Origin of the sequence: Sulfitobacter sp. EhC04 (genome assembly GCF_001650875.1) — a bacterium.
Taxonomy (GTDB): Bacteria; Pseudomonadota; Alphaproteobacteria; order Rhodobacterales; family Rhodobacteraceae; genus Sulfitobacter.
Genome location: NZ_LXYI01000025.1, coordinates 57,716 through 78,877, shown reverse-complemented (window position 1 = coordinate 78,877; position 21,162 = coordinate 57,716). Strand labels below are relative to the sequence as shown.

Annotated in this window: 16 protein-coding genes and 1 pseudogene; 10 read left to right on the top strand and 7 right to left on the bottom strand. The window is 62.5% G+C overall.

What is annotated here, in order from left to right; all coding sequences use genetic code 11:
• Positions 1–2: 2 nt before the first annotated feature.
• Positions 3–4,136, top strand: a complete 4,134-nt coding sequence (locus A8B82_RS12640) for a translocation/assembly module TamB domain-containing protein (protein ID WP_235604686.1) — start codon at positions 3–5, stop codon at positions 4,134–4,136.
• Here the strand turns inward: A8B82_RS12640 and A8B82_RS12635 are convergent.
• Complete coding sequence (locus A8B82_RS12635; protein WP_138069755.1) at positions 4,130–4,666, bottom strand: flavin reductase family protein; 537 nt, start codon at positions 4,664–4,666, stop codon at positions 4,130–4,132. The two genes, A8B82_RS12640 and A8B82_RS12635, sit on opposite strands and share 7 nt — an antisense overlap.
• A gap of 12 nt (positions 4,667–4,678) precedes the next feature.
• On the opposite strand from A8B82_RS12635, the gene A8B82_RS12630 reads away from it, so the two are divergent.
• Positions 4,679–5,005 (top strand): hypothetical protein, encoded by a 327-nt coding sequence (locus tag A8B82_RS12630; protein ID WP_138069754.1) that lies wholly within the window; start codon positions 4,679–4,681, stop codon positions 5,003–5,005.
• Positions 5,002–5,505, top strand: coding sequence for a DUF992 domain-containing protein (locus A8B82_RS12625; RefSeq protein WP_082899284.1), 504 nt, complete (start codon positions 5,002–5,004; stop codon positions 5,503–5,505). The genes A8B82_RS12630 and A8B82_RS12625 overlap by 4 nt, the downstream gene beginning before the upstream one ends.
• 73 nt (positions 5,506–5,578) lie before the next feature.
• Here A8B82_RS12625 and A8B82_RS12620 read toward each other — a convergent pair whose 3' ends face one another.
• From A8B82_RS12620 to acs, 3 genes are all read right to left on the bottom strand, one after another.
• A complete protein-coding gene (locus tag A8B82_RS12620) occupies positions 5,579–6,925 on the bottom strand; it encodes a TrkH family potassium uptake protein (protein ID WP_082899283.1) in 1,347 nt (448 codons plus the stop codon).
• 1 nt (position 6,926) lies between these two features.
• On the bottom strand, positions 6,927–7,592 hold the full coding sequence (locus A8B82_RS12615; protein WP_067292874.1) for a potassium channel family protein: 666 nt from the start codon (positions 7,590–7,592) through the stop codon (positions 6,927–6,929).
• 242 nt (positions 7,593–7,834) lie between these two features.
• On the bottom strand, positions 7,835–9,784 hold the full coding sequence (acs, locus tag A8B82_RS12610; protein ID WP_067292873.1) for an acetate--CoA ligase: 1,950 nt from the start codon (positions 9,782–9,784) through the stop codon (positions 7,835–7,837).
• A 391-nt stretch (positions 9,785–10,175) separates the two neighbouring features.
• On the opposite strand from acs, the pseudogene A8B82_RS12605 reads away from it, so the two are divergent.
• The 3 genes and pseudogenes from A8B82_RS12605 to A8B82_RS12595 all read left to right on the top strand — a co-directional run bounded on the left by A8B82_RS12605 (position 10,176) and on the right by A8B82_RS12595 (position 13,341).
• A pseudogene (locus A8B82_RS12605) lies at positions 10,176–11,195 on the top strand (C4-dicarboxylate TRAP transporter substrate-binding protein).
• Positions 11,196–11,311: 116 nt separating this feature from the next.
• Entirely contained in the window at positions 11,312–11,941 is a 630-nt protein-coding gene (locus A8B82_RS12600; protein ID WP_067292870.1) for a TRAP transporter small permease subunit, read from the top strand.
• Positions 11,941–13,341, top strand: coding sequence for a TRAP transporter large permease (locus A8B82_RS12595; protein WP_067292867.1), 1,401 nt, complete (start codon positions 11,941–11,943; stop codon positions 13,339–13,341). The genes A8B82_RS12600 and A8B82_RS12595 overlap by 1 nt, the downstream gene beginning before the upstream one ends.
• A gap of 20 nt (positions 13,342–13,361) precedes the next feature.
• Here A8B82_RS12595 and A8B82_RS12590 read toward each other — a convergent pair whose 3' ends face one another.
• Positions 13,362–14,447, bottom strand: coding sequence for an AI-2E family transporter (locus tag A8B82_RS12590; RefSeq protein WP_067292864.1), 1,086 nt, complete (start codon positions 14,445–14,447; stop codon positions 13,362–13,364).
• 189 nt (positions 14,448–14,636) lie between these two features.
• Between A8B82_RS12590 and A8B82_RS12585 the strand changes: the two genes are divergently transcribed.
• Positions 14,637–16,307 (top strand): thiamine pyrophosphate-binding protein, encoded by a 1,671-nt coding sequence (locus tag A8B82_RS12585; RefSeq protein WP_067292924.1) that lies wholly within the window; start codon positions 14,637–14,639, stop codon positions 16,305–16,307.
• Positions 16,308–16,324: 17 nt separating this feature from the next.
• Here the strand turns inward: A8B82_RS12585 and A8B82_RS12580 are convergent, their stop codons facing one another.
• A complete protein-coding gene (locus tag A8B82_RS12580; RefSeq protein ID WP_067292862.1) occupies positions 16,325–16,789 on the bottom strand; it encodes a DUF3237 domain-containing protein in 465 nt (154 codons plus the stop codon).
• A gap of 86 nt (positions 16,790–16,875) precedes the next feature.
• Here A8B82_RS12580 and A8B82_RS12575 point away from each other — a divergent pair, with 86 nt between their 5' ends.
• From A8B82_RS12575 to A8B82_RS12565, 3 genes are read left to right on the top strand one after another with little or no spacing between them, the layout of a single operon-like run.
• Positions 16,876–17,355, top strand: a complete 480-nt coding sequence (locus A8B82_RS12575) for a MarR family winged helix-turn-helix transcriptional regulator (RefSeq protein ID WP_067292859.1) — start codon at positions 16,876–16,878, stop codon at positions 17,353–17,355.
• On the top strand, positions 17,352–18,125 hold the full coding sequence (locus tag A8B82_RS12570) for an SDR family NAD(P)-dependent oxidoreductase (RefSeq protein ID WP_067292858.1): 774 nt from the start codon (positions 17,352–17,354) through the stop codon (positions 18,123–18,125). Before A8B82_RS12575 ends, A8B82_RS12570 begins: the two co-directional genes overlap by 4 nt.
• A 15-nt stretch (positions 18,126–18,140) precedes the next feature.
• Entirely contained in the window at positions 18,141–19,934 is a 1,794-nt protein-coding gene (locus A8B82_RS12565) for a feruloyl-CoA synthase (RefSeq protein ID WP_067292855.1), read from the top strand.
• Between the two features lie 4 nt (positions 19,935–19,938).
• Here the strand turns inward: A8B82_RS12565 and A8B82_RS12560 are convergent, their stop codons facing one another.
• Entirely contained in the window at positions 19,939–21,123 is a 1,185-nt protein-coding gene (locus A8B82_RS12560) for an MFS transporter (protein ID WP_067292852.1), read from the bottom strand.
• Between the last annotated feature and the right edge of the window lie 39 nt (positions 21,124–21,162).

Sequence of the window (21,162 nt, the reverse complement as noted above, 5' to 3'; positions counted from 1 at the left end):
TCATGGCGGCCACTCTTTGGATCGCAAGCCTTGGTGCCGCCGTTGCCCAGGAAGACGACAAGGGGTTTCTGACCCGTACCATTCAGGATGCGCTCAGCGGGGCGGGGCGCACGGTTAGCATCGACGGCTTTCAGGGCGCGCTCAGTTCCACGGCCAGCTTTGACCGCATGACCATTGCCGACAGCGAAGGTGTCTGGCTGACGCTGGAGGACGTGACTTTGGACTGGACCCGCTCCGCCCTGCTGCGCGGCCGGCTGGAGGTTCAGAGCCTGACCGCCGCACGGCTGGACCTGCCGCGTCTGCCGGTCGCCGAAGAAGGCGTTGATCTGCCGGAGGCAGAGGCGCAGCCGTTCAGCCTGCCGGAACTGCCGGTTTCGATCAATATCGCCGATTTCGGGGTGGATCAGATCAACCTTGGTGCCCCGCTTCTGGGAGAGGCCGCGCAGCTGAGCCTGCAGGCGACAGCCCAATACACCGACGATCTGTTGAACGTCGATATTTCGGCCAGTCGGACAGATGCCAAGCAAGGTGAATTTGCGATCAAGGCCAACCTGGAACGCACTGACAACATTCTCGACCTCATCGTGAAGCTGAGCGAGGGCGAGGAGGGGATTGTCGCCAAACTGATGAACCTGCCCGATCAGCCTTCTGTCGACATGACGGTCGAGGGCAGCGGGCCACTCAGCGCTTTTGCAACCGATCTGAACGTCTCGACCGATGGGCAGGAACGGCTGGCGGGGCAGATCACCCTGGGCACCGAAGCCTCGCGCGGTGGTTTCGACAAACCGGACCGGCGCATTCAGGCGGACATCGGTGGCGACGTGACCGCCCTGCTGGCCCCGCGCTTTCGCGAATTCTTTGGCGAGGACGTGCGCCTGAACATCGACGCGCTGATCGAAGGCAACGGCGCGGTCGAGGTCAGCGATTTCACCCTCAAGGCACAGGCCGCCGATCTGGCGGGCAGGGTCACGCTGAACGCAGACCAATGGCCCTCTTTCATCGACATCACCGGCACGATTGCCAACCCTGACGGCACCACCATCCAACTGCCCGTGGGGGGCGAGGGGACAATTGTGAAACGCGTGGGTCTTCGGGTGAACTATGACGCGGCGAATGGCGAGGCGCTGAATGCGGATTTCGACATCGACGCGCTGGAAATGGCAGGGCTTGCCATTGAAAGCACCCAACTGGGCCTGGATGGCACCTTGCAGGGCAATGTCGGCTCTGTCGGGCAGTTTCTGGGCGATGTGAGTTTTACCGCTGACGGGCTTGAGCTGACCGATGCCGCCAGCGCCGAGGCGATCGGCAAACGCATCACAGGAAAGGCCAACATCAATTATATCGAGGGCCAGCCGACGCGGATCAGCGATCTGGACCTGACCGGCACAGATTACGGGCTGACCGGGCAGATCATCATCGCAGGGCTTGAGAACAACTTTCGCACCCGGCTCGACATGGCGTTGAACGCCGATGACCTCAGTCGGTTTTCGGCACTTGTGGGGCGCGAGCTGGATGGCCAGACCGAACTGGGCCTGAAGGGCACGGTGACACCGCTGGGCGGCATGTTTGACCTGCAAGCCACCGGCAGTACCCAGGATCTTGCGCTGGGCATTCCCCAGGCCGATGCGGTGCTGAAAGGCCGGACAGAGCTGAGCATGCAGGCAAGCCGGAACGAGGACGGGACCTTCCTGCGTGATCTGGTGCTGAAAAACGATGCGCTGAACCTGACCGGGATGGCAGAATTGCGCAGCGATGACAGCCGCGTTCAGGCCAATTTCCGGCTGGAGGACGTGGGCCTTGTCCTGCCGCAATACGAGGGGCCGATCACGGTCAGCGCAAGTGCCACGCAGGACGCGCGCGGCTGGGTTGTAGATGCCGCCACCGATGGCCCCTATGGTGCCGCGCTGACCGCCAAGGGGCTGGCGACCGGCCCGAACGCCCTGATCGAATTCAGCGCCGACGTGCCTGATGCGAAACCCTTTGCCGAACAGGTCGACGGCCCGGTAAAGGCCACCGGCAGCCTGCGCCAGACGCCGGAAGGCTGGCGCATCCGCACGGATGCAACGGGTCCTTATGATCTGACCGCAGCGGTCGAGGGGCTGGTCAGCCCGACCATCGACGTGGACTTTGACCTGTCGGTGCCGCAGATCAATCCGCTTGTGCCGCAGGTCAGCGGACCCCTTTCTGCGCAGGGCAATCTGCGCCAGACCGCCGAAGGCTTTGTGATCGACACCACCGCCACCGGGCCATACAGCGCCCGCGCTGCGGTCAAGGGGGCGCTGACCCCGGCGGTTGACATCAGTTTCGATCTGTCGGTGCCCAACCTGAAGCCCGTTGTTCCGCAGGTGAACGGCCCGCTGAACGCAACCGGCACACTGCGCCAGACCGATGCAGGCTTTGTCGTGGATACCGAAGCGACCGGTCCTTACGGTGCCAAGGCTCTGGTGGCGGGGCTGGCGACCGGCCCTGAAATGTCACTGAATTTCAATGTCTCGCTGCCCAATGTGAACCCGTTGCTGCCAACGGTGAACGGTCCGCTTTCGGCCAATGGCAAGGTTTATCAGACCCCGGATGGCCTTGCGATCGACACACAGGCGAGCGGCCCCTACTCCGCGCGCGCGACGGTCAATGGCGTTGTCACCGGGGCCAATGCCGCGGTGGACTACACGCTGGCGATGCCCAACCTCGGGGCGATCGTGCCGCAGTTGAACGGGCCGCTGAACGTGGATGGATCTGCCCGCAAACAGGGCGTCGCATGGCAGATAGACACCGATGCGCAAGGGCCGGGCGGCACCCAGGCGACCGTTTCGGGGCAGGTGGCCGAGAACGGCACCCTGAACCTGGATATCGCGGGCACCGCGCCACTGGGGCTGAGCCAGCCCTTTATCGAACCGCGCAGCCTTCAGGGGCAGGCCCGATTTGATCTGACCGTGAATGGACCGCCTGCGTTGTCCTCGGTTTCTGGCCGGATTACAACGTCGGGCGCGACGTTAAGCGCGCCCAACCTGCGCATCGCGCTTGAAGCGATTGACGCCGATATCCAGCTTGGCAACAACCGCGCCAATCTCGACGTGACCGCGAATGCGGTTGGCGGCGGGCGTCTGCGGGTGAGCGGCGGCGTGACCCTGTCGGGATCATTGCCTGCCGACATTCAAATCGCGCTGGACAGTGTTGTTCTGATTGATCCCAAACTTTACCGCACCAGCGTCGGCGGTAACCTGCGGATCGCCGGCCCGCTGACAGGCGGCGCGCAGATCAGCGGGCAGATCGACGTGGGCGAAACCAATGTGAACGTCCCCTCGACCGGGCTGACCACCATCGGGGACATTCCCCAGATTACCCATATCGGTGCTGACCCGGCGGTGATCGCCACCCGCCGCAAGGCCGGGCTGACCGGCGCGCAGGCAGGCACCGACCCGACCGCAAACAGCAGCGGGGGCGGCTTTGGCCTGAATCTGCAAGTGAATGCGCCGAACCGCATCTTTGTACGGGGCAGGGGCTTGGACGCTGAACTGGGCGGTGCGCTGACCCTGACCGGGACCACGAACAACATCATATCTGCAGGCCGGTTCGAGCTGATCCGGGGCAGGCTGGACATTCTTGGCAAACGCTTTGACCTGGTCGAAGGATCGGTGCAGTTCCAGGGCGATCTGATCCCCTATCTGCGGTTTGTGTCCTCTACCACCACGAACGCGGGCGAAGTGCGTGTGATCGTGCGTGGACCGGCGGATGAACCGGAGGTGGTATTCGAATCCACCCCTGCAGCACCGCAGGACGAAGTGCTGGCGCAGCTTCTGTTCGGCAGGAATATCGACGACATTTCTGCCTTTCAGGCATTGCAACTGGCCTCTGCCGTGGCGACCCTGGCCGGGCGCGGCGGGGCCGGTGTGGTCTCGCGCCTGCGCGACGGCTTTGGTCTGGACGATCTGGATGTGACCACAACCGACAGCGGTGCCACAGCGGTGCGCGCGGGCAAGTATATTTCGGACAACGTCTATTCAGATGTGACCGCGGCCTCTGACGGCACGGCAGATATCTCGCTGAATATTGACCTCACGCCGAACCTCAAGGGCAAGGCGACGCTGGGGTCCGATGGCAACAGCGGTATCGGCCTGTTCTTTGAAAAGGACTACTGACCGTCCTGCGGTACGAAGGTCCCGAAACGTCCCTGATCGAACAGCAGGCCCGCGCCGTGGCCCCGGCGCTGTGCGGCATGCCTGATCAGGCCAAGGATGATCGAATGATCGCCCGCCGGGTGCACCGCATGGGTTTCGCAGTGAAACGTGGCAAGCACGCCGGTAAGGGTCGGGGTGCCATCGGGGCCTTCCTGCCAGTCGAAGCCGGAAAAATCATGTCCCTGGCCCGCGAAATGCCGGGCCAGAGGGCCCTGGTCCTCTGCCAGGATATGGATGCAGAAGTGGCGCGCCCTGGCAAAGACATCATGCCGCTTCGACCGCAGCGCGGCGGACCAGAGGATCATCGGCGGGTCAAGCGACACCGATGAAAAGGAATTTGCGGTCATGCCCAGCGGGCCGGTTTCGGTCTGTGTGGTGATGACCGTGACACCGGTGCCAAAACGGCCAAAGGCGGCGCGCAGCATCGCACCATCCTGCGCCTGGGGCGCAAAGGAAATCAAATCGTGGTCCATCGGCGCCACGGGTGCCATGGCCCTGCCGATTTGTCCAGCGACGCCCATCAGGCCAGCGCCGGGGGAGTGATGTTTTCGGTGTTCTTCATGCCTGTGGGCTACATTTCCTTCGCGACCAAAGCATGGCGCAACAACGGCGGTGTTGCGGAAATCCGCCCCATTTGCCCGAAGGCAGCGACGTGGTGGAACCGGCGCGCCCTGAACGTGTTGTTTCGACAAGAGAGGCAACGTGACCCCTTTGGGATGACGCTGGCTGTCGGATGGGACGACAGGGCAAGACGCCTTGTCGATCACCAAGGCACCCGAATGCCGCAGAAACGGGCGTTTCAAAAAGCGCTCAGCAGGAGAATAATATGACACGTAATATCAAAATGACTGCCGCCGCCATGATTGCCGGTGTGGCCTTTGGTACAACCGCATTTGCAGCGGACAATGAAACCGTCGATCACGCCGAAGTCGGGTCACTGTCTTGTGATGTGGGTGACGGCACGGGCTATGTCTTTGGCTCCACACGGGAACTGACATGTGTTTTCAACCCGGTGGAGGAAGGTCTGGAGGATGAAACCTATATCGGTGAAATCAACCGTTACGGCATTGATATCGGCAAGACCCAGAATGGCCAGATGGCCTGGCTGGTGCTGGCCCCGACTGAATCCGAATATGCCGAAGGCGGCTTGAACGGCAGCTACAAGGGCGTTTCAGCAGAGGCGACCCTGGGCGTCGGCCTGGGTGCAAATGCAATGACCGGAGGTTCGGAAAACACGCTGGCCCTGCAACCGATCAGCGTGAACACGCAGACTGGCGTGAATTTCGCTGTTGGCGTGGGTGAGATCAACCTGACCCGCGTGGAAGGGTAATTCCGCCCGACCCGTGAAAAGCCCCCCCTGCGAGGGCTTTTTGCGTGTTGTGGTGCAGGTTCGCGCCTGACACTCAACCCAGATAGACTTGGCCGGGCGGGTATTTGACCCGGGGCACCGACCGCGTGGCCAGAAAGAACCCCAGCGCCAGCGGGCCAACCCGCCCGATGAACATGACCATCATGATCAGGGCGCGGCCAACGCCATCAAGCTCAGCGGTTGCGCCCATGGACATGCCCACGGTCCCGAAAGCCGATGTCACCTCGAACGCGAGGTCGACAAACTGGCCGTCATGGCTGATGGCCACGGCAAAGATGCCCGACAGAACCAGCAACATGGAAATTGTCGTAAGCGCCATTACCTTCAGCACTTCCTCGACCCCCAGCGCCCGGCCAAAGGCGTGCAGGGTGGTCTGACGGCGAAAAAACGCCACGGTCGCCAGCAGCAGGACTGCAAAGGTCGTCACCTTGATGCCCCCGGCGGTCGAGGTGCTGCCACCGCCGACCAGCATCAGTGTCATTGTCATGACAGCCGTGGAATCATGCATGCCGCTGGTGTCGATCGTGTTGAACCCGGCGGTGCGCGGGGTCACGCCCTGGAACCAGCTTGCCCATAGTTTGTCCCCCAGTGGCAGTGCGCCCAGCGTGGCGGGGTTGGTCCATTCAAGCGCTGCAAACCACAGGCAGCCCCACAGGATCAGCAGGGCGGTGCCGACCAGCATCAGCTTGGAATGCAGGGTCAGCCGCCGCCAGCGGCGCGCCTGATAGATGTCTCCCACCACGATAAAACCGATCCCGCCCATGATGAACAGCGCCGGGATCACCAGATTGACCACCGGGTTGCCGACCCATTTCGACAGGCTGTCCGGGTGCAGGGCAAAGCCCGCGTTATTAAATGCCGAAATGGCATGGAAAATCGCCTGCCAGATGCCGTTCAAGCCGTATTCGGGCACAAAGACAAAGGCCAGCAGCACAGCGCCGACCGCTTCGCAAAACAGTGCCACCACAATGATTACGCGCACCAGCACCGTCAGATTGCTGATCGAGGTCTGGTTGAGATCCTCGCGCAGGATCAGCCGTTGCGGCATCCCCACCGGAATGCCAAGCGCGCTCAGTACCAGCACCGCAAATGTCATCAGCCCCAGGCCGCCGAACTGGATCAGAACCGCGATGACCACCTGGCCAAAGGCGGTAAAGGCCGCACCGGTATCCATGAGGACCAGTCCGGTCACTGTCACGGCTGAGGTCGAGGTGAACAGCGCTTCTGCCAGCCCGATGTCGCCATGATGCGAGATGGGCAGCCAAAGCAGAACCGCCCCAATGACGATAAAGACAAGGTACAGCAGCCCCAGAACCGCCGGGGGCGGCAGGGCCAATCCCGAGCCACGGCCCGCTTTGACCCGTTGTGCGCTTCTTGCCATGTCAGAGGCTGGCCGCAAAGCTGCGCAGGTCCTTGCGCTGACCCAAAAGCAGCAGCAGGTCGTCGCGCTGCAAGGTGCATGTCGTCCCGTCCTGTCCGACAAATTCCGTGCCGCGCATCACGCCGATGCACCGCAGATTGAATTTCTCGGTATGGGGCAGATCGACCAGCCGCTTGCCCTCAAGGCTTTCGGGGATGCGGAAATTGACCACGTGATAGCCGTTGCCAAGGCTGACATAATCGCGCACCAGCGGGTTGTGCAGCACCTGCGCAATATGTTGGCCCACCTCGATTTCGGGATGGATCACCCGGTCGACGCCCAGCTTGGACAGGATGCGGTGGTGGGTCTTCGTGGTGGCCTTGGCCCAGATCTGCGGCACGCCGATCAGTTTGAGGTTCATCGCGGTCAGGATGCTGGCCTCAAGGTCGGAGCCCATGGCGACAACGGCAATGTCACATTCGGCAAAACCGGCCTCGCGCAGGGCGATGTCATCCCGCGCATCGGCAATCACGGCCTGCGACAGCATTTCGGCATGGGCCGACACGCGCTTTTCATCCGTATCGACGCCGATCACATGGTTGCCAAAGCGCTGAAGCTCTGTCGCGACGGTGCTGCCGAAATTGCCCAGCCCGATCACACCAGCTGTCCGAGTTCCATGCCGTGCCATAGCTGCGCCTTTTCGATCCCGTTCTGCACGCTACCTAGAGCGTTCGGCGGAAAGGTGAAATACCTGTGGCGGGGAATTTGAATTGGTCCACGTCCCAATGCGGTCATTTATTGCTGCGCAGGCCGGGCGGGGGCGCTTTTGGGCCAAGACCGCAGAAAAAAGCCCCCGCAGATAGCTGCGAGGGCCAAATCTTCGTTCCGGGGGCCGGAATCACTGTGGCCTTTACGTAACCGGTTGATCTTTCAACGGTTCATCCGGTTTTCGATCAGATCGTCGACCACGGAAGGGTCTGCCAGCGTCGAGGTGTCGCCCAATGCGCCAAAGTCATTCTCGGCGATCTTGCGCAGGATGCGGCGCATGATCTTGCCGGACCGTGTCTTGGGCAGGCCGGGGGCCCATTGGATCAGGTCGGGTTTCGCGATCGGGCCGATTTCGTTGCGGACCCAGCCTTCAAGTTCCTTGCGCAATTCCTCCGAGGGCTCCTCGCCGCCCATCAGGGTGACATAGCAATAGATGCCCTGGCCCTTGACCTTGTGCGGATAGCCGACCACGGCGGCCTCGGCCACTTTCTTGTGGGCGACCAGCGCGCTTTCGACCTCTGCCGTGCCCATGCGGTGCCCAGAGACGTTGATCACATCATCCACCCGGCCGGTGATCCAGTAATCCCCATCGGCATCGCGTTTGCAGCCATCCCCGGTGAAGTAGTATCCGGGGTAATCGGCAAAATATGTCTTTTCAAACCGTTCGTGATCGCCCCAGACGGTGCGCATCTGCCCCGGCCAGCTGTCGGCGATGACCAGCACACCCTCTGCCGGGTTGTCCGTAATGATTTCCGCCGATGTCGGCTCCAGGATCATCGGTTTGATGCCGAAGAAGGGTTTCATCGCCGCACCCGGTTTCGTTGCATGGGCACCAGGCAGGGGGGTCATCAGGTGGCCGCCGGTTTCGGTCTGCCACCAGGTGTCCACGATGGGGCAACGCCCGCCGCCGACAACCTCGTTGTACCAGTTCCAGGCCTCGGGGTTGATCGGCTCGCCCACGGTGCCCAGCAGCTTGAGGCTGGACAGATCGCATTTGGTGACGAAATCGTCCCCCTGACCCATAAGCGCGCGAATGGCGGTGGGGGCGGTGTAGAACTGGTTCACCTTGTGCTTTTCGCAGACCTGCCAGAACCGCGAGGCATCCGGGTAGGTCGGCACCCCCTCGAACATCAGGGTGGTGGCCCCATTGGCCAGCGGGCCATAGACGATATAGCTGTGCCCGGTGACCCAGCCCACATCCGCCGTACACCAATAGATGTCGCCGTCATGGTAGTCGAAGGTGATCTCATGGGTCATCGCGGCATAGACCAGATAGCCGCCGGTGGTATGGACCACCCCCTTGGGCTGGCCGGTCGAACCGGAGGTATAGAGGATGAACAACGGGTCCTCGGCATCCATCACCGCAGGCTCGAAGGTGTCGGCGGCGTCTTTGGCCAATGCGGTGTAATCGACATCGCGGGCCTCGTTCCATGGGACATCCCCGCCGGTGCGGCGGACCACCAGGCATTTGACGGAGGCGTCGCAAGACGCCAGCGCCTTGTCCGCGTTGGTTTTCAGAGGCGTGTTGCGGCCCCCGCGCGGGGCCTCGTCGGCGGTGATCACCACCTTGGCCGCTGACCCCTTGACCCGCGCGGCCAGCGCATCGGGCGAGAATCCGGCAAAGACGATGGAATGGATCGCACCGATGCGCGCGCAGGCCAGCATCGCATAGGCGGCCTCCGGGATCATCGGCATGTAGATGATGACCCGGTCGCCCTTGGTCACGCCCTGATCGCTCAGGATATTGGCCATCTTGCAGGTATTGGCATGCAACTGGCTGTAGGTGATGTGCTGGGCCTGTTCATCCGGGCTGTCCGGTTCCCAGATGATCGCGGTCTGATCGCCGCGCGTGGCCAGATGCCGGTCGATGCAGTTGGCGCTGACGTTCAACTGGCCGTCCGCGAACCAGTTGATCTTGACCTGACCGAGGGTGAAATCGACATCCTTGACCTGGCTGAATGGCTTGATCCAGTCCACCCGCTTGCCCTGTTCGGCCCAGAAGGCATCCGGATCGCTGATGGAGGCATCGTACATCTTCGCATATTGGTCGGCGTTCACATGCGCGCCTTTGACCATGGCGTCGGATGGCGGATAGATTTTGGCGTCAGACATCGGGTGTTCCTCCTTGATAGTATTCTTGCACACATGATCGGGGCAGACCCCCAAACGCATGTCTCCTCTTGCGCGGGATCATAGCGCGCCGTGTAAGGATTGGAATAACCATATGGAATAGCTTGATTTCGTTGTAAAACTATTTCCGTGATTTTGACCGACTTGTAAACCTGCTTGAAAATGCACCGGAAAATGCGCGCGTTATCAAGCCGCTGTTTGTAAAGTGCTCCGTTGCGATGCGGCCGGCAGGAAAACCATCCCATCCCTGTTGCCGCACTGCCCGTCCGGTCCGGATTTACGCGAGGTCCTTTGGGGTTGGCAGTCCGGGACGGTCGCGCTAGCCTTGGGTCCAAGCGTGGCAGCATGGCCGCGCAACTAGGGAGAGATATCAATGACCAAATTCATGAGCGGCGCAGCCGTCTGCGCGCTAAGCATTGCCTTTGTCACTGAAGCTGCGGCAACTTAATGGAACGTATCCGTCTGGGGCAAACGCCGCGCCTTTACCGAGCATATCGAAAAAATTGCAGAGCTGGTAAGCGAAAAGACCGGCGGCGAATTTACCATGAACGTCAGCTACGGCGGCCTGTCCAAGAACCGCGAGAACCTCGACGGTATCTCGATCGGTGCATTCGAGATGGCGCAATTCTGTGCCGGTTACCATCCTGACAAGAACCGCGTCGTGACGGTTCTGGAATTGCCGTTCCTGGGTGTCGAGAACCTCAAGCAGGAAGTCGCGGTCTCCAAGGCCGTCTATGCCCACCCCGCAGCCGCCGACGAAATGGCACAGTGGAACGCAAAGCTGCTGATGACCTCGCCGATGCCGCAGTACAACCTCGTCGGCACTGGCGATCCGCGCACCACGCTTGATCAATTCAAAGGCATGCGTGTGCGCGCCACTGGTGGTCTGGGCAATGCGTTCGAGGCGGTTGGCGCGGTGCCGACATCTGTTACGTCAAGCGAGGCCTATCAGGCGATGGAATCCGGGGTTGTCGATACGGTTGCCTTTGCTCAGCACGCGCACCTCAGCTTTGGCACCATCAACCAGGCGGACTGGTGGACGGCCAACCTGAACCCCGGCACCGTGAACTGCCCTGTTGTCGTGAACATCGACGCTTACGAATCGCTGTCGGATGCAGAGCGTGAAGCGCTGGATTCCTCGGTTGACGAGGCGCTGGATCACTATCTGGCCAACTACGGCGAACTGCTCAAGCGCTGGGATGCAGTGCTGGAGGAAAAGGGCGTCGAAAAGGTCATGATCTCGCCCGAAGTGCTGGAAGAGTTCCGCGCGACCGCAGCCGCCCCGGCGCGGGATGCCTGGATTGCCGACATGGAAGCACAGGGCCTGCCGGGTCAGGAGCTTTACGATCTGGTGATGTCGACACTGGAAGAAGCCAAGTCCAACGGCAGCTGATCCGACATCAGGCCGCCCCACGATTTTCGGGGCGGCCTTTTCGTTTTTGGCGAGCAGCCCCGCGTCGGGCGGCTTCTCAAAAACGGTGAAAATGCCGAACACGGGGAGAGGGACCTATGGCGGGATCAGCGGCGGTGCTGGAGGATTCCAGCCTACTCAGCAGGCTTGACCGAATGCTGTTGCCCATTGAGCGGTTCTGCGCGCTGTTGTCGGGGCTGGCGATCTTCACGCTCATGTTCCTGGCCGCCTATTCGGTCAGTTCGCGCAAGTTCTTCGGCGCGCCGATGATGGGCTATATCGACTATATCGAAGCGGCGATGCCGATCATCGCAATCATGGGTGTGTCCTATGTCCAGCGCGACGGCACCCATATCCGCATGGACATGCTGGTCTCGGCGCTCAAGGGCCGGGTGCTGTGGTTCTTTGAGCTCGTGTCCGTCCTGCTGATCCTTCTGCTGATTGTTGCGCTGACATGGGGGGCCTGGGAACATTTCGCCCGCTCGTTCGACTGCGCGCGGCCCCTGTGCAGCCGCGACAGCTCCATTGACGTCGGCATCCCCATATGGCCCAGCAAACTGGTGGTGCCCATCGCCTTTGCAGTGCTGGTGCTGCGCCTGCTGTTGCAGGCCTGGGGCTATGGCCGCGCGTTGGTGCTGGGGCTGGAGGCACCGGCCGCCGTGCCGCTGAGCCTGAGCATCGAAGAGCAGGCCATGGCCGAGGCCCGCGCGCTAGAGGAGAACACCTGATGGAACCCATTGAAATCGGTCTTTGGGTGTCGGGTGGCATGCTGGTCATGGTCATTCTGGGCATGCGCGTGGCCTTTGCCGCCGGTCTTGCGGGGTTTCTGGGTCTGTTCTGGCTGCGCTGGAACGGTTTTGACTATGATCCCGCGCGCCTGTGGAAAGCGATAGAGATCAGCGTCAAGATTGCGGGCCTGACCCCCCATTCCAAGGTCAGCGCCCAGGTGCTCAGCCTGATCCCGGTCTTCATCATGATCGGCTATCTGGCCTATTACGCCAAGCTGACAACCGCGCTGTTCGAGGCCTGCAAACGCTGGTTTGCCTGGGTGCCGGGCGGGCTGGCGGTATCGACCGTCTTTGCCACCGCCGGGTTTGCCGCCGTGTCGGGCGCATCCGTGGCCACGGCGGCGGTCTTTGCCCGTATCGCGATCCCCGAGATGCTGAAAGTCGGCTATAACAAGCAATTCGCGGCCGGTGTCGTGGCGGCAGGCGGCACGCTTGCCTCACTGATCCCGCCATCCGCGATCCTGGTGATCTATGCGATCATCGTGGAACAGGATGTGGGCAAGCTGCTGCTGGCGGGGTTTGTCCCCGGCGCGTTTTCCGCCGTGGTTTACGGAGGGCTGATCATCGGCATCGCGATGATCTGGAAGAACGTGGGCCCGCCGGTGACCGGCTTCAGCTGGAAACAGCGTTTTGAAAGCCTGCCCCCCGCGCTGCCGATCCTTGCGGTGGTCGTGATCATCATCTTCTTTGTCTACAACCCCTTTGGCGATGCCTGGGGCACGCCCACCGAAGGCGGCGCAGTGGGGGCCTTCATCGTCTTCCTGGTGGCGCTTTTCCGCGGCATGCGCTGGCGGCAGCTGAAAGAGGCGCTGCTGGAGACCGCCAAGCTGACAGTGATGATCTTTACCATCATCTGGGGCGTGCTGATCTATGTCCGTTTCCTGGGGTTTGCGGAATTGCCCGATGCCTTTGCAAGCTGGATCACCTCGCTGGAGATGTCGCCGCTGCTGATCCTGATCTGTATCCTGCTGGCCTATGCGGTGCTGGGCATGTTCATGGATGCCATCGGCATGCTGCTGCTGACCCTGCCGGTGGTCTATCCGGCGGTGATGGCGCTGAACGGCGGCGAACTGGTGTCAGCGGCGGACAGCGCCTTTGGCATGTCGGGGCCGATGTGCGCGATCTGGTTCGGCATTCTGGTGGTGAAGATGGCCGAATTCTGTCTGATCACCCCACCCATCGGGTTGAACTGCTTTGTCGTGGCGGGGGTTCGTGATGATCTCACGGTACAGGATGTGTTCAAGGGCGTGGCACCGTTCTTTTTCGCGGATGCGGTGACCATCGCGCTGCTGGTGGCCTTTCCGGGCATTGTCCTTTGGTTGCCGTCGCTGGCGGGCTAGGGCTGGCAGGGTAAGGGCCGTCAGGCTGCATCCGGTTCTTCATCGGGGTCGGGCAATTTCCTGTCCTCGGAGGACAGGAAAAGCCCGATGGTGTGCAGCGGCTCGAAATTCTCGCAGACCGCCTTGAAGACCACCAGAAAGGGCACCGCCACCAATGCGCCCGGAATGCCCCAAAGCCAGCCCCAGAACACCACCGTCAGAAACACGGCGACCGTGTTCATCGCCAGCCGCCTGCCGACCAGGAAAGGCGTCAGGACCTGACCTTCGATGCTGGTCAGCGCCATGTACCCCAGCGGGGCCAGCAGCGCATAGCTGACGCTGTCAAAGGTCACGATGGCAAAACCCCCGACAAGCACGGAGCCGATGATGCCGCCAAGATAGGGCAGAAAGTTCAGCAGGAAGGCGGCGATCCCCCAGACATAGGCCTGCGGCATGCCAAGCGCGCTGAGATAGGCAAAAAGCGCCAGCCCCAGACCGGCGTTGATCAGCGTGATGGTCAACAGATAGCGCGAGACGCGGCGTTCGATGTTGTAGACCGTGGTCAGGATGCGCTTCTTGCCCGCCATCGTGGGAAAGGCCTGCACCATCTTCAGGTAGAACAGCTCTCCCGAGGACAGCAGGAACACCGCCAGGATCAGCGTCACGATCAGCGATGCGCCGATCTGCGTGACCGTATCGAATGCGGTGTCCAGCAGGCCCGGTTGCTGCACGATCACCTCGGGACTTGCGTCTTTCGATTTGGTGATCTTTTCGACTTCCTCGGTGGCGGTGCGCACACCTTCGACCGCATCTGTCATCATGCGCAGCTTTTGCTGGATCTCTGCGCCCATGCTGGGCAATTCATCGCTCCAGACCGCGACGGTGCCTGCTGATCCGCCGACAATGATGATGATCAGGAGGGCGGTCAGTGACACCAGCACCGTCCCCGAAACCGCATGCGGAATACCGGCGCGGTAAAGCCCCCTGACAAGCGGGCTGAGGGTCAGCGCCAGCAGGAAACCCAGCATGATGGGCAGGATCAGATCGCGAGCGAAGTAACAGGTGCCAAAAAGGGCTACCAGCACCAGGAACTGCAAGGAGCGTCGGATCGAAGTCAGGTTGTCCAATGGGGTCTCCGGCAGGGGCAGATGCAAGGCACTGCTGACTCAACACGGGGCGCGACCGAAAGGTTCCGCGATTTCCTGCGGGGCCTTTATCGGCACCTTCGGTATTTCGCGGTTTCGCTGGCGCGGCTTTGCAGGCAGCTTGGGGGCAATTTCGGGGAATCGCGATCAAGCGGAAAGGACAGGCGCATCATGGCACGACACGGGGGACAATTGCTGGTGGAAAGCTTGGTGGCGCTGGGCGCGACCAAAAGCTTTGGCGTGCCGGGAGAAAGTTATCTGGCGGTGCTGGACGGGATGCATGACACCGGCGGAAAATTCGATTTCGTCCTGTGCCGGAACGAAGGTGGCGCTGCCTTCATGGCTGCGGCCTGGGGCAAGCTGACGGGGCGTCCCGGCATCTGCATGGTCACGCGCGGGCCGGGGGCGACCAATGCCTCCATCGGGGTGCATACCGCCTTTCAGGACAGCGCGCCGATGATCCTCTTCGTGGGGCAGGTGGGCACCGACATGCGCGGGCGCGAGGCGTTTCAGGAAGTTGACTACCGTGCGTTCTTTGGCCCGCTGGCGAAATGGGCGGTCGAGATCGACCATGTGGACCGCATCCCCGAAATCCTCGCGCGGGCCTGGACCATGGCCACCACGGGCCGTCCCGGCCCGGTTGTGGTGGCCCTGCCGGAGGACATGCTGACCAGCCTGTCGGATGTGGCCCCCCTGACGGCCCCCGCCCTGATCGAGGAGCCGGCCCCGACGCCTGCCGGGATCGACAAGGCGCTGATGATGCTGTCCGCCGCAAAACGTCCGCTGATCCTGACGGGGGGCTGCAACTGGACCGACACGGGCCGCGCCGCACTGGAAGGCTTTGCCGAAGCATCGGACATTCCCGTGGTCGCGGCATTCCGGTTCCAGGATCGTTTCAACAACCACTCACCCGTCTATTGCGGCGAGGCCGGTGTCGGCATGCCCGCCCATGTCAAGGACCTGATCACGCAGGCCGACACGATCCTTGCGATCAACATCCGCTTTGGCGAGATGACAACAGACGCCTATACGCTGCTGGACGTGCCGCATCCGAAGCAGAAGGTCATCCATGTTCACGGCTCAAGCGAGGAAATCGGCAAGATTTACATCCCGGCACTTGGCATCACGGCGGGGCCAAACGCCTTTGCCGCTGCACTGACCCCGGTCAAGGGCGGCTGGGCCGAGTGGCGCGCGAAAGGTCGCGCGGCATGGGAGGCAGGCTTTGACGCGCCTGAGCAGCCGTCGCCCGTCGATATGGCCATGGCGACAGCCTATCTGCGCGAGGTTTTGCCGGAGGATGCGATCCTGACCAACGGGGCGGGAAATTTCACCGTCTGGCCCAACAAGTTCTTCAAGTTCGGCCCCAAGGCGCGGCTGCTGGCCCCGCAGTCGGGGGCGATGGGATACGGCCTGCCTGCGGCCATCGCGGCCAAGGTTGCGCACCCGGAGCGTACCGTGGTCTGTTTCGCGGGCGACGGGGATTTCCAGATGAACTGTCAGGAACTGGCCAGTGCCGCGCAGGCGGGCGCACAGCCCATCGTGCTGATTGTGAACAACGGCATCTATGGCACCATCCGCGCCCACCAAGAGCGCCACTATCCCGAACGCGTATCCGGCACGACCATGGTGAACCCGGATTTCACCGCCCTTGCCAGGGCTTATGGGTTCCACGCCGAAAGTGTGGAGACCACCGCCGATTTCAACGCGGCCTTCGACCGGGCGCTGGCCTCGACCACCGGCGCAGTGCTGGATCTGAACGTCTCGGCAGAGGCGCTGACGCCCCGCATGACCCTGTCACAGATGCGCGACGCGGGGTTGGCTGCACGCCCCACCAAGCCCTGAGAACCGGCCCGCAACGCCTATCTGATCGCATAAAGGCGGATATGAACCTGTTGCAGGTGCCGCGCGCCGACGCCTGCGAACAGGGTCCGGTTCACCCAGTCATATCGGGTGTCGCCGGTCTCAAGCCGCGCATGGGTGCGCATGTAATAGTTGTCAGCGGAAACCTGTTCGCCCCGCATGATCGCCGCCAGCACGTCCGGCGGGCCATGGCGCAGCCCGTAGTTCACGATCTCTATCGTGGCCCCGTCGTGGGTTTCCATTGCATAGCGGGTATCAAGTTCGGCCAGACCGTCGGCAAAGATGGTCTGCCAGTCCGCGCCGAGGTTCAGCAGTTTGCCTTGCAGCAGCGGGCCGCTGACCGTGCCGCCGACAATCGGGATGATCCGCCGTTGACCGGCCCGGCCCGGTCCCATCTCGCGGATCGGGTCCAGTTCCACGGTCAGGTCGCAGGCATGCTCCAGTCTGGGGTCAGGAAGGTTCATCGGGGCGATCCTTATCTCATTAAACTGTTTACCAGATAAACAATATCCTGTAAACTTCCCCCAAGCAAACAGGGGAGGTGCGCAGTATGGCTGCAGGGGCAAAGGTCCAGGAGGTGGACCAGGATGATGAACACGTCATATCCGACCTTGAACAGTTTGTCGGCTATAACCTCAAACGTGCCTATGTGATCGTTCAGGCCGATTTTCGCGAGGCACTTGGGCAGGATTCGCTGGCACCGCGTGTCTTTTCGGCCCTGTCGCTGGTTGTTCAGTTCCCCCATATCTCGCAGAGCAAACTGGCCCGCAGGCTGGGCATTGAACGGTCGGGCCTCGTGGCCATCGTCGATGAGCTGGAAGGGCTGGGGTATCTGTCGCGCGCAACCGTGCCGGGGGACCGGCGGGTTCAGGCACTGGTGCCGACGCAGAAGGGGCGCAGCGCCTATGCAGAGGCGGTCGCGACAGTGCGCGCCCATGAAAAGGCGCTGCTGGCCGACCTCTCTGCGGCAGAGCAACGCGTGTTGATCAACTTGCTGCGCAAAATCAGATCGAAGGGAGAGGTGGAATGACATTGCAGGACTGGAGCGGCCATGCCGCGATTGTCACCGGTGGCGCGTCCGGACTGGGTGCGGCGACGGCGGCCCGCCTGGCACAGGCCGGGTTGAAGGTGATGCTGTTCGATCTGAACACCGAACAGGGCGAGGCGCATGCCGCCCGCATCGGCGGCGGGTTCAGCCGGGTGGATGTCTCTGATCCGGCCTCTGTGGCAGAGGGCATCGCGGCGGCAGAGGCGGCCTTTGGCGTGCCGCGTGTGCTGGTGAACTGTGCGGGTATCGGCGGGGCGGCCAAAACCGTCTCGCGCGGGGCGGCCCATGATCCGGGGTTGTTTCAGAAAACCATCATGGTGAACCTGATGGGCAGCTTCAATTGCGCCTCTCAGGCGGCGGCGCGCATGGTTACGGCCGACCCGGTGGATGATGACGGCGCCCGCGGCGTGATTGTCAACACCGCTTCGGTCGCGGCCTTTGACGGGCAGATCGGGCAGGTGGCCTATTCGGCGTCCAAGGGCGGCATCGTGGGCATGACCCTGCCGATGGCCCGCGACCTGGCCGACAAGGGCATTCGCGTCTGTACCGTGGCACCGGGGCTGTTCCTGACACCGCTTCTGCACGAATTGCCAGAAGAGGTGCAGACCGCGCTTGGCGCGCAGGTGCCGTTCCCCTCTCGCCTTGGCGATCCGCAGGAATACGCTGAAATGGTCAACCACATCACCGTGAACAAGATGCTGAATGGCGAGGTGATCCGCCTCGATGGCGGCATCCGCATGGCCCCGCGGTAAGGACAGGACTTTCAAATGAGCACTCAGACCGGATTGAACGCATCGGACTTCTGGCAGCCTGACTTCGACTATGAAACCCGCGATGACGGGACCATCCTGATGCGCCAGCGCGGCGAACTGGGTGCCTTCGAGGCGACGCTGGCGGATTACTTTGACAAATGGGCGGATGCCACGCCGGACAGGACATGGATTGCCCGACGCCACGAAGGCGGCGACTGGCGGCGCATCTCATACGGCACGGCACGCAACCAGATCCGCGCCATCGGGGCATCCCTGCTGGCGATGGGGCTGGGGCCGGACAGGCCGCTGCTGATCCTGTCGGAAAACAGCCTGGAACATGCGCTGCTGGGCATGGCCTGTGCCTATGTCGGCATTCCCTATGCGCCGGTTTCCCCCGCCTATGCACTGGTCTCCAAAGACCACGCCAAGCTCCGGGACATTGCGGCGACATTGAAACCCGGCGCGCTTTATGCCGATGACGGGGATGCCTTTGCGCCCGCGTTCAGCGCCATCGCTGAGGAAGGTCGGCAGGTCATTGCCCTGCGTAACGCCGGACAGGGCGCGGTCAGCTTTGATGACCTTCTGGCCGGTGATCCCTCCGGGGCAGAGGCCGCGCGTGCCGCGTTGAGTGATCAGACAGTGGTGAAATACCTCTTCACCTCGGGCTCCACCGGCTCGCCCAAGGCGGTGATCAACACCAACCGCATGATCTGCGCCAGCCAGGCGATGATCCGCGATTGCTATCGCTTCCTGGCGCGCAAGCCGCCGGTCGTGCTGGACTGGGCACCCTGGAACCACACTGCGGCAGGCAACAAGGTTTTCTACATGGTGACCACCAATGGTGGCAGCTATTATATCGACGATGGTCGTCCGGTGCCGGGCAAGTTCGACGAGACGCTGCGCAACCTGCGCGATGTCTCCTGCACCTGGTATTTCAATGTACCCGTCGGCTACGACATGCTGGTTGCTGAACTGGAAAACGACCCGGCCCTGGCGCAGAGCTTCTTTCGCGATCTCGGGATGATGTTCTATGCGGGCGCGGGGATGGCGCAGCTGACCTGGGACCGCCTGCGCGCCGCCGGGCGCAACGCGACAGGGCGCGAGGTGCTGTTGGCCACCGGGCTGGGGGCCACCGAAACCGCCCCCTTCGCGCTGGCCTGTACCGAGGTGCAGGAAAAATCCGGGAATGTCGGGGTGCCGTCGCTGGGGCTTACCCTGAAGCTGGTGCCCAACGGCGGCAAGCTGGAGGCGCGGCTCAAGGGTCCGACGATCACACCGGGGTACTACGGTGACCCCGCCAAGACGGCAGAGGCCTTTGACGAGGAAGGGTTCTATTGCTTTGGCGACGCGCTGCGGCCTGCCGACCCGGATGATTATGCCAAAGGGTTCTTCTTTGACGGGCGCATCGCCGAGAATTTCAAGCTGACCACCGGCACCTGGGTCGCGGTCGGCGCGGTACGCGCGGCCCTGGTCGATGCCATGGGCGGCCTTGTGCGGGATGCCGTGATCGCGGGCGAGAACGAGGCCGAACTCGGTGCCTTGCTGTTGCTGTCGGACAAGGGCACAGCGATGGGGGCGGACGAGCTGCGCGCTGCCCTGCGCGAGAAACTGACCCAGGCGGCCAAGGCCGCGACAGGCTCAGCCGCGCGGGTGCGCCGGGCGGTTGTCCTGCTGGATGCCCCAAGCTTTGACAGGGGCGAGGTTACGGAAAAAGGGTCCCTTAACCAGCGCGCCATGCGGTCGAACAATGCCGACCTGATCGAACGCCTCTATGCCGATGATGCGGGCGCGGATGTGATCTCGGTCTGACCGTTCAGGCCAGGGCGCTTGCCGCCCTGCGCCGTGCCAGACCCCGGCGCAGAGCAAGCCCGGCCTCAACCACGGCCAGCAGGGTGATCAGGATCAGCAGGGGCATCGTGCCGACCTCCACGATCATCCAGCCCGCGATCAGCGGAAAGCCGAAGATCCCGATGAAATAGGTCAGCGCGAACAACTGCAACGTCTGCGCGCCCAGATCGTCATCCGCATCATCGGCGGCCATGGCCACCAGCACCGGGTAGGACACGCCGTAGCCCAGTCCGAACAACACGGCGACAAGGATATAAAGCGGCAGGCTGTCGCCGCTGACCACAAACAGCGCGAGCCCCGCGCACATCAGGCATTGCAGCAGCGCAATGGTCATATATGGGTTTGGCCCCCCGGTGAACCGCGCCATGACCAGCCGGAAAATCACCGATGTCAGCGTGTAGCTCAGGAAGAACCAAGCGTAGTCCACCCCCCGCGCATCGGCAAAGACCGTCTGGAAATTATTCAACCCGGCAAAGATGCTGGCCCCCAGGAAGACCATGAAGACCGGCAGCCGCGCGGGCGAGCGCAGCACCCCGGCGACCGCTGCAAGCGTGATGCGGGAGGGCGCTTCGGGCCGTGCATTCACCGCCTGCGCCTTGATCGGACGGTCAAGCGCAAAGAACAGGGCCGCGCTCACAAGACACAGGGTCCCATTTAGCAAGAATGCGTCGCGGATGGCAAAGCCTGCATCCTCCATCGCCGAGACGATCACCGGGGCAAAGCCGAACCCGGCCATCACAAAGACCGAGAGAAGGGTGAAGTAACGCACCCGTTCATCCGCGCGCACGAGGCGGGACATGACGATGGGACCCAGCGAATAGGTCAGGCCCCAGCCAAAGCCCAAAAGCAGGCTTGCCGCCACCAGCCCCGCACCGACGCCCGGCACAGTGCCATAGAGGAACAGGGAGGCGGAGATGGCGATACAGGCCATGCCCAGCGTGCGCAACCGACCCAGAAGGTCCGAGAGATGGCCGGAGAAATAGACCGTGATCACCGTGGCGGCAGTGGTCAGCAGCAGCATCGTGCCCACGACCTTTTCGTTCGCGCCAAAGCTGTCGAACAGCCGGGGCAGCATGAAGGTCAGCCCGTAGGCTCCCGCTTGAAACAGGATCGCGGCGTAGTAGAGCGGAAAGATCAGTTTTCGGGACATGGCCGGACCTGCCTGGGGGCTGTTGCCCGCCGTGGTAGC